Consider the following 12,862-nt stretch of genomic DNA (forward strand, 5'->3'; position numbering starts at 1 on the left):
GTAGTTTTATATCATTTAATACATCAATTTTTTTTGATATATTAAATATAAATCAATATCTATATTATCGCAAGAAGAAAACCTATAATTTTACATAAACTTAGGTATTGCTCACAGAAATACTAAAATAATTTCTTCATAAATTGTATTATTAAGAATTAAATTTAGTAAAATTTTTAAAACTCAAATAAAAACATAGACACCCATCTATATAGATGTTAGTCTATAATCGTAAATTAATTAATGAGGTGAGTATAATGTTAAATATTGAAATATACGAAGAAGCTATGTGCTGTTCTACTGGGGTATGTGGGCCAGAACCGGATGAAACACTAATAAAAGCGAACCAAATCAATGAATATTTAAAGCAAAATCAAATAGAAGTTCAACGTTATAATATGAATAATAATCCGAATGAATTCATTAAAAATCAAGAAGTTATTCGTTTAATTCAAGAAAAAGGTGATGAAGTTTTACCCATCACTTTTATAGAAGGCGGTATAGCTAAAACGGGCGCTTATATTACCCAAGAAGAAGCCGATGAAATTATTACAGTTAATCAAATGAGAAATGGAGGATGCTGTGGTGGAGATGGATGCTGTTAAATACTTAAATAAATTGAATTTAGATAACATTGAGTTAACAAAATATTTGTTTTTTACTGGTAAAGGTGGCGTTGGCAAAACGACGATATCAAGTTTTATTGCTTTAAACTTAGCAGAAAATGGAAAGAAAGTAGCTTTAGTAAGTACTGATCCAGCTAGTAATTTACAAGATGTATTTCAAATGGAATTATCTAATAAATTAACTAAATATCAACCTATACCTAATCTCTCTATAGCCAATTTTGACCCGATTGCTGCTGCAGACGATTATAAAGCACAATCTATAGAACCTTATGAGGGTATTCTACCAGAAGATGTGCTTTCTGAAATGAAAGAACAGTTAAGTGGTTCATGTACAGTTGAAGTAGCAGCATTTAATGAATTTACAAATTTTTTATCCGATAAAACTTTAGAACAAGAATTTGATTTCATTATATTTGATACAGCTCCAACAGGTCACACCTTGAGAATGCTTGAATTACCTTCTGCATGGACAGATTATTTAAATACAACGAGTAATGACGCTTCTTGCTTAGGTCAATTATCAGGTTTAAATGAAAATAGAGTTAAATATAATTCAGCACTTGAAAAACTACGTAACCAAGATGATACGACCATGATGTTAGTTGCGAGACCTACTCACTCTTCTATATATGAAATTCAAAGAGCACAACAAGAATTACAACAACTGTCAATTTCTAAATTCAAAGTAATCATTAACAACTATATAGAAGAAAGTCACGGTTTAATTTCGAGTCAGATGAAATCAGAACAAGATAAAAACATTAATCATTTTACTGAATGGTTAAATAACAATCATGCTTATTACGTTCCATATAAAAAGCAGAAAGAAGAAGGTATAGAAAGTTTAACTAATCTATTAAATGATGATAACTTAATTGAAAATGATGACTTTATTGTTGAAGATCATCCGCAATTCAATAAATTAATCGATGAAATTGAAAATAGTAAAGTTCAATATTTATTTACAATGGGAAAAGGTGGCGTTGGTAAAACGACAGTAGCAACGCAATTAGCTACAGCATTATCTAATAAAGGATATCGTGTTCTTTTAGCAACTACTGACCCTACTAAAGAAATTAATGTTGAAACTACAAGTAATTTAAATACTGCTTATATTGATGAAGAACAAGCATTAGAAAAGTATAAAAAAGAAGTACTAGCCACAGTGAATGATGATACACCACAAGACGATATTGATTATATTATGGAAGATTTAAAATCACCTTGTACAGAAGAAATAGCATTTTTCAAAGCCTTTAGTGACATTATGGAGAATCAAGATGACATGGATTACGTCATTGTAGATACAGCTCCTACAGGCCATACCTTGCTGTTACTTGATTCTAGTGAAAATCATCATAGAGAATTAAAGAAAAAATCAACTCAAACTACCAGTAATGTTGAAACATTATTACCTAAAATTCAAAATAAAAATTTAACACAGATGATAATCGTAACACTAGCAGAAAAAACACCTTATTTAGAATCTAAACGTTTAGTAGAAGATTTAAATAGAGCTAATATAGGCCATAATTGGTGGGTTGTTAATCAATCGTTAGTTACGCTAAATCAACGTGATGACCTTTTTAGTAACAAAAAAGAAGATGAATCATTTTGGATAAACAAGATTAAAAATGAAAGTCTTGATAATTATTTTGTCATACCTTATGGGGGGGTATCATAATGAAAAAAATTGTAATCATCGGTTCAGTTGCTGCCGGTACAAGTGTCGCGGCTAAAGCAAGAAGAAATAGTGAAGATGTGGAAATTATCGTTTTTGATAAAGATAGTGATATTTCGTATTCAGTATGTGGTATCCCCTACTATATAGGCGGTAATGTATCTGATATTGATGAACTCACGCCAAGAAATGCTAAATGGTTTAAAGAGCGCTTTAATATAGATATTTATACAAAATATGAAGTGAATCAGATAAATGATACTGATCAAACAATAACTGTTACCAATTTAGTAAATGATGAAAAGATGATTCAAGAATATGACGAATTAGTATTAGCAACAGGCTCATCACCTAAGGAACTTCCTCAATTAAATAGCGAAGAATATAACAATGTATTTAAAGTTAAGAATATTAATGATGCGAAAGCAATTTATAATTATATTGAGAGCAATGATGTTCAGAATATAACAATCATTGGTGGTGGATTTATTGGTCTAGAAATGTTAGAACAATTATCTAACTACAATACTTCAATTATTCAACGCAGTACTTTTATGCCTCATTTAGACTACGATATCAGTTTTATGATTCAAGAATATATTGAAGATAAAGCTAACGTATATACCTATAATGAAATAGATATTATTGATTATGATGAAAATCATACAATAAATAGAGTAAGCTTAAAAACTGGCGAATTAATTGATACAGATTTAATCATTATTGGGATTGGTGTCACACCAAATACTAAATTAGCTAAAGAAATTGGTATTAATATTGGAAAATCTGGAGCAATACAAACCAATAAGTATTTTGAAACAAATATTCCTCACATATATGCAATTGGTGATGTAGCAGAAAGTTATAATTTAATTACTGGTGACCCTATATATAGACCGCTAGGTTCTACAGCAAATAAAATGGGACGTATTTTAGGAGATCGATTAACTGGTGGAAATCTAGAACATAAAGGCATTTTAGGAACAGGCATTGTTCGTATATTTGATATGACAATTGCCCAAACAGGCTTAACTGAAAAAGAAGCTATTGATTTAGATATTGATATTGACGTATTACACAATGTGAAACCGAATCGTCCAGAATATATGCAAGGCCAAGAAATGGTAATTAAAGCTATATTTGATAAAAACAATTCTAAATTACTGGGTGCTCAAATTATTGGGTATGAAGGTGTAGATAAGAGAATAGATGTACTAGCTACTGCTATAACGTTTGGCGCCCATGCAGAAGATTTATTTCATTTAGATTTAGCATATGCGCCTCCTTTTTCTACAACTAAAGATCCTGTTATTTATACAGGGATGATTGGACACAATATTACTCGAGGACGCAAAATTATAACGCCTGAAGAAGTCATAAAACAAAATAATGACTTATTGATTTTAGATGTACGTTCTCCAAAGCAATTTGAAGTTAATCATGTTGATGGAGCGATTAACGTCCCATTGAAAATATTGAGAAGTTATGCAAAAACATTAGATAAAAATCAAAAGATAGTGACTTATTGTAATAAAGGTACTACTGGGAATGCTGCACAAAACGTACTTATTAATTTAGGTTTTAAACAAGTGTTTAATTTGTCAGGTGGTAATAAAAATTATCAACGTTATAAAAGGTTTCAAGTAGAAAGGAAGAAGAAAAATTGAATTATAAAAAAATTTCACAATACTTAAAAGTGATTGCTGATAGTAGCCGCCTTGAAATATTAGACTTGTTATCTTGTGGTGAATTATGCGCTTGTGATTTATTAGAGCATTTTTCTTTTTCTCAACCCACATTAAGTCATCATATGAAAGTATTAAAAGACAATAATTTAATTACATCCAGAAAAGATGGTAATAAAATTTTATACAAATTGAATCATGACGTATTGGATGACGTTACATCACGACTGACTCTATTGAGTTCCAGTGCTGGCCCATGTATATGTGAAACAGTAGAGAAAGGTGAGTGTTAATGATGACGATATTAGCAATCACAATATTTGTATTAACGTTAATTTTTGTTATATGGCAACCTAAAGGTCTAGATATTGGTATTACTGCATTAATTGGTGCTGTAGTTGCTATAATCACTGGCGTTGTAAGCTTTTCAGACGTACTAGAAGTTACTGGAATTGTTTGGAATGCGACTTTAACTTTTGTTGCAGTTATTCTTATTTCACTCATATTAGATGAAATTGGATTCTTTGAATGGTCTGCCATACATATGGTAAGAGCATCAAAGGGTAATGGCTTGAAAATGTTTATCTTTATCATGCTCTTAGGTTCAGTTGTAGCAGCCTTCTTCGCAAATGATGGTGCGGCTTTAATACTGACGCCTATTGTTTTAGCAATGGTACGTAGTTTAGGATTTGATAAAAAAGCGATATTCCCATTTATTATTGCTAGTGGTTTTATTGCAGATACTACGTCTCTTCCATTAATTGTTAGTAATTTAGTTAATATTGTTTCTGCTGATTACTTTGATATTGGATTTGTTGAGTACTTCAGTAAAATGATTATACCTAATATATTCTCTTTAATCGCAAGTATTCTTGTCTTATGGCTTTATTTTAGAAAGTCTATCCCAAGAAAATTTGATGCAGTAAATATTAGAGAACCAAAAGAAGCGATTAAGGACAAAAAGCTTTTTAATATCTCATGGATTGTACTCACTGTATTGCTAGTTGGTTATTTAATAAGTGAGTTTATAAATATTCCAGTATCAATTATTGCTGGTATCATTGCTTTAATATTTGTATTATTAGCACGTAAGTCTAAGGCTGTGCATACGAAACAAGTAATTAAAGGTGCGCCATGGAATATTGTTTTATTCTCTATTGGTATGTATCTTGTGGTATTTGGTCTAAAAAATGTGGGCATCACAACGCTTCTTAGTGATGTACTAACAAATATTTCAAATTACGGCTTATTTAGTAGTATCATGGGCATGGGCTTTATAGCTGCATTCCTTTCATCCATTATGAACAACATGCCAACTGTTTTAATAGATGCAATAGCGATTGGTCAATCTCAAACAACAAGCATACTCAAGGAAGGCATGATTTATGCGAATGTTATCGGATCTGATTTAGGACCTAAAATAACACCAATTGGTTCGTTAGCAACACTTCTCTGGTTACATGTGCTTACTCAAAAAGGTGTTAAAATTTCTTGGGGACAATACTTTAAAATCGGTATTATTATAACGATTCCGGTATTATTTATCACACTGTTAGGGTTATATCTAACACTTATTATTTTCTAAAAAAAGAGGAAACTATTTATGGATAAAAAAACAATTTACTTTATATGTACAGGTAATTCATGCCGTAGCCAAATGGCTGAAGGTTGGGGTAAAAAAATCTTAGGTGACGAATGGCAAGTATATTCTGGAGGTATTGAGGCACACGGTGTAAATCCAAAAGCAATCGAAGCTATGAAAGAAGTTGGAATTGATATATCAAATCATACTTCTAATTTAATTGACAAAAATATACTAAACCAATCCGATTTAGTAGTAACTTTATGTAGTGATGCTGACAATAATTGTCCTATATTGCCGCCGAATGTAAAAAAAGAACATTGGGGATTTGATGATCCAGCAGGCAAACCTTGGTCAGAATTCCAACGTGTTAGAGATGAAATCAAAACCGCCATTGAATCATTTAAAACTAGATAAACTTTAAGCGTCTCAATATCATTGGGACGCTTTTTTATTATTAATTATTTTATACTTTTTGATTTATCTCCAGGATTAGTCATTTTTCTTATCTTTTTAATTTACACACTAAAAAATATCCTCCTTAACAATAATAAGTTATTTAAATTATTGATTAAGGAGGATATTTTTATATCTATTTATTTCTCAATCTAGAACTAGATTTTTATCGTGCTTTCAGCTCATTTCCTGTCATCCATTTATGATTTTTAATGATTTTACCATTATCTTTGGATTTGTAATCAACTACGTAAACAGTCGTCTTTTTCACGTTATCTATATTGGCTGTAGCACCTTTCATACCAGACATATGACTTGCTTCTAATTTAACAGTATCGCCCTTACTAAATCCATCTTTAGGTGCATCTTTGATCTCTTCGTTTACGACCCATTTATGATTGTTTACTTTTTCATTTCCATTTGTGGGTTTATAACTTACAACATAGGCATAAGTTTTATACGCACCTTTTACAGTAGCTTCTGCACCTTTCATCCCTGGCATATGCCCTGCTGTAATCGTTACTTTATCTCCTACTTTAAATTCACCCTCATTAGTCGATGTCATATCTTCAGGAACTTTACTTTCATCATTATGCTTCATATGGCTCTCACTTTTTTGGTCATTAGTGTCTTTATCTTTTTTCATCATATTAAAATCTCCCTATTGATTAGTTTGTTACTTTTATTTGACCCATCATTCCATTATCTTCATGCTCAAGTATATGACAGTGAAACATGTATGTTCCAGTATTTTTAAATACAACCTCTATTTTAGCTTTTTGTCCAGGTTCCAAAGATATAACATCTTTTTTACCCCTCATATCTTTTGGAGGTTTCTCCCCATCCACAGATAAAACTTTAAATTGCGTTCCATGGATGTGGAAAGGATGTTTCATACCACCCATTTTACCTTTGACATTTTCAATTTCCCATACTTCTTTCTGGTTTAACTTTTGTGTAAAATCTATTCTGTTAGGATCGAATTTATTACCATTAATGGTAACATGATCATTCATACCTTCTAATTTTATTTTTTTACTTACTTTTGGTGTATTACCTTTGTTAGAACTTTTCTCTTTGTTACTAATCGGTAAAATTACAGTTTTATCATTATCAACCAGACTGATTTTCTCGCCTTTCATTTTGGATAAATCTATTACTATTTCTTTTCTTTCTGAAGGAGCTAAATTAATTTCTTTTAATTTTTTAGCGTTTTTTAATTGACCGCCATCTGAAGCAATATACTCAAAACTTTGATTATTACTTAGCTTAAGATTTAAATCTCGAGCATTAGAACCATTTAAAAGTCTCAAACGTATTTTCTCTTCTTTTGTTGTCAGTTTGGGGTTTATTATTCCGTTCACAAGAACAGTATCACCTTGAGTGCCATCTTCGTCTTTCGTTTTTGAATAATTTAATTTTTTAGATACAAATGTTTTATCTTGGATTATTATAGGCAAATCATTTTTTCCATAATTACTAGGATAATTATTCTTTTTACTATCTTCTATATATAATAATCCTGATAGGCCATTATAAACTTGTTTAGCTGTATTTGGAGAGGGGTGGGGGTGATACCATAACGTAGCAGAATCTTGATTAACCTCAAATTTTATAGTTTTTTCTTTTCCTGGTTTTATAATCTGAGAAGGCCCTCCATCCACTTTTCCATTTACTTCTAATCCATGCCAATGAAATGTTGTATTTTCATCTAAGTTATTTATTAACTTAATTTTAACTTTATCTCCTTTTTTTAATTTTAAAGTTGGTCCAAGTAAATTTCCATTGTAGCCTAGAGTATTAGAAAAATTATTTTTGTAAAACTCTGTCTTTCCTTTCTGAGCTTTTAATGTATAATTTTTATAACCATTGTTATCTTTTTTTGACTCTGCAACTTCAGGAAATATTATTTCATTTTTTCCTTGTGAAGAATTTAATTTCTTTCTTTCGTCATGATGTTTCATATTTGTCATGTCCATTGTATTTTTCTTATCTTCTTTCATGTTCATCATGTCATTCTTACTTTCTGCGAAAGTATCATTAGACGCAATAATTATTATGGAAAAAATTATAATTAAAATTGTAAAAACTTTATTATACATAGGGTTTACCTCTTTTATTTTAATTTTAATGTAAAAGCATTAATCGCTACTATAACTGTACTTAAAGACATTAATATTGCTCCTACAGCTGGTGATAATATTAACCCGATAAAAGCTAATGCGCCAGCTGCTAAAGGTACAGCAACAATATTATAACCTGCACCCTACCATAAGTTTTGCACCATATATTAACACTACCCATTCAGAACCTGGAAATGTGAATTAAAAAGGTAAGTTAACACCCATCAGTGGCTATAAAAGAATGATAGGTATTGCAAAAATTAATGAAACAAAAAACTTAACTTTAAAATTTCCATGATGATGTGCATGGCCACTATGATGATGTGAGGCATGGTTATCATGATGCATTTGATTGGAATGATTCATGTGATTTTGATGATTATGCGCTTCACCATTATTATTCAAATTAACCCCTCCTAATAAAAATGTTATAGTAAAGTTACTTATACTATAACATATACCCCCTAGGGTATAAATAGTTTCGATTTATCTCCATTTATGGATTTATTTATATCATTCTGAAAATGATGTCTACACGTCCTACATTAGACGTTGTCATCGATGTTTAAAACAAGGTTTTAATTAAAAAATCTCATCTGAACTATCGCATGACAATACACTCTGACCAAGGTTAGCATTATCAACACAAGTCATATATTACTATTCTTAAAGAAAATAACGCATTTCAAAGTAGGTCTAGAAAAGCAAATTGTCTAGATCATGATTTAAAGAAGCCAGTAAATGAATTCATAATAAACTCATTTACTGGCTACTTTTCTAGTATTTATATTCAGTCTTTTCAAACTATATTAATCATTTTTTGATTCTCAAATTCTACGCCACAATAGCTGCATTTTATTAAAGATACTATATATTCAATCAATTTCAGAGTGAGTTATATATAACCTCATTTTTAGTTTTATTTATAGTATGAGTCTGCGCATCAGTTAATGATACGGTTTTTTTTATATTGTTTTATCATAAATCTTAAACATGTAAAATAACTTTTAAATTAAATATAGTATGAATTAATTTAGGGAGCGAGACTACAAATTTAAAATGAATGTTGTCCCACTCCCATGTTTTTAAAATATCAACTTAATAATTGCAACGACGATTAAAATACATATTATCGTTTTTTGAATATAGTCAGGTATTTTCTGGCCCATTTTCATACCTAGAGGCGTAAATAGTATACTACCTAAAATTAACGGTATTGCACTATTGATAGGAATATACCCCTGTAATAATTTAATCATAAATGCTCCAATAGAAGAAATGAATGCAATTACAATACTATTTGTAACCACCATGTTCATTGGTAATTTAAATATAACAAGTAGTACTGGAATAATAATAAATGCTCCACCAGCTCCTACAATACCAGATACCAAACCGATGATACCACCTATTGTAATTAAAAGTAGACGATTAAACTTAATATGACTAGTAGATGGTGTGACTTTTATAAACATTAGAATAAGAGCTAGTAATGCAATAATAATATAAACCGTATTAACAAACTGAACATTTATTAAATTCGCTAAGATTGCACCTAGCATACTACCTATTACCATTCCACTTCCCATATTAAGTATAAGCGTTCTAGAAAAATTTTTATTTTTATATGCGTTTAAAGATCCACTCAATGTACTAAAAAACACCTGACTTGAAGTTAATCCTGAAGCAATATAAGCACTATAAGTAGGTAAACCAAATAATGGTGGTAATAATAAGAGAGCCGGGTAAATAACAATGGCTCCCCCTATACCGACTAATCCAGAAATAAATCCTCCTAAGATACCAATAACTAACATTACTATAATGGTGGTTATACTTATCATTTACTTTTTATCAATAATTCAACTGCTTCATTAATTAGTGCCTGAGAATCTTCACTATTTTCTTCAGACATTTTGACGCATTCTACTAAGTTTTCACTAATGATAATACCCATTAACCGTTGAATAGAACTTTTAGAGGCACTTAATTGACTAATGACGTTTTTACAATTTTTTTCTTCCTCCATCATTTTAATGACTCCATTAAGCTGTCCTTGTATGCGATGAATACGATTAATCATCTTTTTATTATATTCCAATATATTTCACTCCACATTCATTTTTAATAATTACATCATATTGATTAAATTTTATTTTGTCAAATACCCCCATAGGTATTTGACAAACTATCTAATTCGTTATAATATACCCCCATAGGTATTTAAAAGGAGGTAATTATGTCACAATATGAAACGAAACACATTAATGATTTCACTAAAAAGGAATTAGAAGAATTAGGTTCTAAGGGTCAATTAATTGACGTTCGACAGCCTGAAGAATTTGAATTAGGACACATTAAAAATGCTTTATTACATTCAGTTGAAAATATAGAGACTTTTAAACAAAGCAAAAATAAAACTTACTATATCTATTGTAAAAGTGGTAATCGAAGTAGAAAAGCCAGTCAATTTCTTGCACAACGCGGATACGATGTGGTGAATTTAGACGGAGGTTATACCGCATATGAAGAACAACATCATAATGATAATTTATCTAAAGTAAAAGAAGATAGAGAAATTAAAGATAATCGTAAGACATTCAATTATAGTAATCTACAGTGTCCAGGACCTATTGTTAATATTAGTAAAGAAATCAAAAACATCGCTATTGGTGATCAAATAGAAGTTGTTGTGACTGATCACGGATTTTTAAATGATATTAAAAGTTGGGTCAAACAAACTGGACATACGCTTGTTAGACTCAACGATTTTGGTAATGAAATTCGCGCTATTATTCAAAAAGAAGAAAATAAAAATATAGAAGTGACACACACGAAAAGTGGAACAACAATTGTTTTATTTAGCGGCGAGCTAGATAAAGCAGTTGCAGCAATGATTATTGCCAATGGTGCTAAAGCCGCAGGTAGAGATGTAACCATTTTTTGCACATTTTGGGGCTTAAATGCACTTAAAAAAACTCAAAGTCAACGCATTAAGAAAAAAGGTATTGCAAAACTTTTTGACTTCATGCTTCCAAATTCACCAATTAAAATGCCTATTTCAAAAATGAATATGTTTGGTTTAGGAAATTTAATGATGCGTTATGTCATGAAAAAGAAAAATGTCGATGATTTACCTTCTCTTATCAATCAAGCAGTTGAACAAGGTGTTAAACTTATCGCTTGTACAATGAGCATGGATGTGATGGGCATTACAAAAGAAGAACTACGCGATGATGTAGAATACGGTGGCGTAGGTGCGTATATTGGATATACAGAACAAGCTAATCACAATTTATTTATATAATTAGAAAGGAATGATATTATGTTTTTTAAACAATTTTATGATAAACATTTATCTCAAGCATCTTATTTAATCGGTTGTCAAAAAACTGGAGAAGCCATGATTATTGATCCTATGCGTGACTTATCTTCATATATTCGAGTTGCTGATGAAGAAGGTTTAACCATTACTCATGCAGCTGAAACACATATACATGCAGATTTTGCTTCAGGAATTAGAGATGTTGCTATAAAGTTAAATGCTAATATTTATGTATCGGGTGAAAGTGATGACACATTAGGTTATAAAAATATGCCTAACCACACTCATTTTGTTCAACATAATGACGATATTTATGTAGGAAATATAAAATTAAAAGTGCTTCATACACCGGGTCACACGCCAGAAAGTATAAGTTTTTTACTTACTGACGAAGGTGCTGGAGCACAAGTTCCAATGGGACTATTCAGTGGTGATTTTATTTTTGTAGGAGATATCGGTAGACCTGATTTACTAGAAAAAGCTGTTAAAGTAGAAGGATCATCTGAAATAGGCGCTAAACAAATGTTTAAATCTATTGAAAGTATTAAAGACTTGCCAGACTACATTCAAATTTGGCCTGGTCATGGCGCTGGTAGTCCTTGTGGTAAATCTTTAGGTGCTATTCCAATATCTACTCTTGGCTATGAAAAACAAACGAACTGGGCTTTTTCTGAAAATAACGAAGCTACCTTTATCGATAAACTCATTTCTGACCAACCTGCACCACCACATCATTTTGCACAAATGAAAAAAATTAATCAATTCGGTATGAATTTATATCAACCTTATACGGTTTATCCAGCTACAAATACAAACAGATTAACTTTTGATCTCCGCAGTAAGGAGGCATATCATGGTGGACATATTGAAGGTACAATCAATATTCCATATGATAAAAATTTCATCAATCAAATTGGCTGGTATCTAAACTATGATCAAGAAATTAACTTGATTGGAGACTATCACCTTGTTTCAAAAGCAACACACACCTTACAACTCATTGGATACGATGATGTTGCTGGATATCAATTACCTCAATCTAAGATTCAAACACGTTCCATTCATAGCGAGGATATTACAGGTAACGAATCACATATATTGGATGTACGTAATGATAATGAATGGAATAATGGCCACTTATCTCAAGCGGTTCATGTACCACACGGTAAACTTTTAGAAACAGATTTACCTTTCAATAAAAATGATGTTATTTATGTCCACTGTCAATCTGGCATTAGAAGTTCTATAGCTATTGGTATTTTAGAACACAAAGGTTATCACAACATTATTAATGTAAACGAAGGTTACAAAGATATACACCTTTCTTAATAATTATTTATGCTAATGAAAAAGGACTATAAGTAGTTAGATATAGCTTATA

At 30.7% G+C, this 12,862-nt stretch carries 12 protein-coding genes and 2 pseudogenes; 8 read left to right on the forward strand and 6 right to left on the reverse strand.

Features of this window, described 5'->3' with window-relative positions:
• The first annotated feature begins 257 nt into the window (after window positions 1–257).
• Genes arsD through arsC form a run of 6 tightly spaced genes read left to right on the forward strand, consistent with a single transcriptional unit; the run spans window position 258 to window position 5,994 of the window.
• Window positions 258–605 (forward strand): arsenite efflux transporter metallochaperone ArsD, encoded by a 348-nt coding sequence (gene arsD / locus CM54_RS09560; RefSeq protein WP_002449502.1) that lies wholly within the window; start codon window positions 258–260, stop codon window positions 603–605.
• Window positions 592–2,313: an arsenical pump-driving ATPase gene (gene arsA, locus CM54_RS09565; protein ID WP_197018905.1), complete on the forward strand. Its 1,722-nt coding sequence runs from the start codon at window positions 592–594 to the stop codon at window positions 2,311–2,313. Before arsD ends, arsA begins: the two co-directional genes overlap by 14 nt.
• Window positions 2,313–3,977, forward strand: a complete 1,665-nt coding sequence (locus CM54_RS09570; protein ID WP_037550790.1) for an FAD-dependent oxidoreductase — start codon at window positions 2,313–2,315, stop codon at window positions 3,975–3,977. Before arsA ends, CM54_RS09570 begins: the two co-directional genes overlap by 1 nt.
• The gene (locus tag CM54_RS09575) at window positions 3,974–4,288 is read left to right on the forward strand and encodes an ArsR/SmtB family transcription factor (RefSeq protein ID WP_001830569.1); all 315 of its coding nucleotides are present in this window, start codon (window positions 3,974–3,976) and stop codon (window positions 4,286–4,288) included. The genes CM54_RS09570 and CM54_RS09575 overlap by 4 nt, the downstream gene beginning before the upstream one ends.
• A complete protein-coding gene (gene arsB, locus CM54_RS09580) occupies window positions 4,288–5,580 on the forward strand; it encodes an arsenite efflux transporter membrane subunit ArsB (protein WP_037550792.1) in 1,293 nt (430 codons plus the stop codon). The genes CM54_RS09575 and arsB overlap by 1 nt, the downstream gene beginning before the upstream one ends.
• 18 nt (window positions 5,581–5,598) lie before the next feature.
• Window positions 5,599–5,994 (forward strand): arsenate reductase (thioredoxin), encoded by a 396-nt coding sequence (gene arsC / locus CM54_RS09585; RefSeq protein ID WP_011274439.1) that lies wholly within the window; start codon window positions 5,599–5,601, stop codon window positions 5,992–5,994.
• Between the two features lie 205 nt (window positions 5,995–6,199).
• Here the strand turns inward: arsC and CM54_RS09590 are convergent, their stop codons facing one another.
• From CM54_RS09590 to cstR, 6 genes and pseudogenes are all read right to left on the reverse strand, one after another.
• Window positions 6,200–6,682: a YdhK family protein gene (locus CM54_RS09590; protein WP_002487267.1), complete on the reverse strand. Its 483-nt coding sequence runs from the start codon at window positions 6,680–6,682 to the stop codon at window positions 6,200–6,202.
• 19 nt (window positions 6,683–6,701) lie between these two features.
• Window positions 6,702–8,135: a multicopper oxidase family protein gene (locus CM54_RS09595; protein ID WP_037550795.1), complete on the reverse strand. Its 1,434-nt coding sequence runs from the start codon at window positions 8,133–8,135 to the stop codon at window positions 6,702–6,704.
• Between the two features lie 14 nt (window positions 8,136–8,149).
• Window positions 8,150–8,320, reverse strand: a pseudogene (locus CM54_RS13150) (copper-transporting ATPase); the annotation flags it as partial.
• 40 nt (window positions 8,321–8,360) lie between these two features.
• Window positions 8,361–8,561, reverse strand: a pseudogene (locus CM54_RS12795) (hypothetical protein); the annotation flags it as partial.
• Window positions 8,562–9,241: 680 nt separating this feature from the next.
• Window positions 9,242–10,000: a sulfite exporter TauE/SafE family protein gene (locus tag CM54_RS09600; protein WP_002473148.1), complete on the reverse strand. Its 759-nt coding sequence runs from the start codon at window positions 9,998–10,000 to the stop codon at window positions 9,242–9,244.
• Window positions 9,997–10,257, reverse strand: a complete 261-nt coding sequence (cstR, locus tag CM54_RS09605) for a persulfide-sensing transcriptional repressor CstR (RefSeq protein WP_000456195.1) — start codon at window positions 10,255–10,257, stop codon at window positions 9,997–9,999. The genes CM54_RS09600 and cstR overlap by 4 nt, the downstream gene beginning before the upstream one ends.
• 138 nt (window positions 10,258–10,395) lie before the next feature.
• Here cstR and CM54_RS09610 point away from each other — a divergent pair, with 138 nt between their 5' ends.
• Window positions 10,396–11,463 (forward strand): DsrE/DsrF/DrsH-like family protein, encoded by a 1,068-nt coding sequence (locus tag CM54_RS09610; protein WP_037550798.1) that lies wholly within the window; start codon window positions 10,396–10,398, stop codon window positions 11,461–11,463.
• Between the two features lie 18 nt (window positions 11,464–11,481).
• Complete coding sequence (gene cstB / locus CM54_RS09615) at window positions 11,482–12,810, forward strand: persulfide dioxygenase-sulfurtransferase CstB (protein WP_037550800.1); 1,329 nt, start codon at window positions 11,482–11,484, stop codon at window positions 12,808–12,810.
• The last annotated feature ends 52 nt before the right edge of the window (window positions 12,811–12,862 follow it).

It is taken from the genome of Staphylococcus sp. TE8 (assembly GCF_000692055.1).
GTDB classification, from domain to species: domain Bacteria; phylum Bacillota; class Bacilli; order Staphylococcales; family Staphylococcaceae; genus Staphylococcus; species Staphylococcus capitis.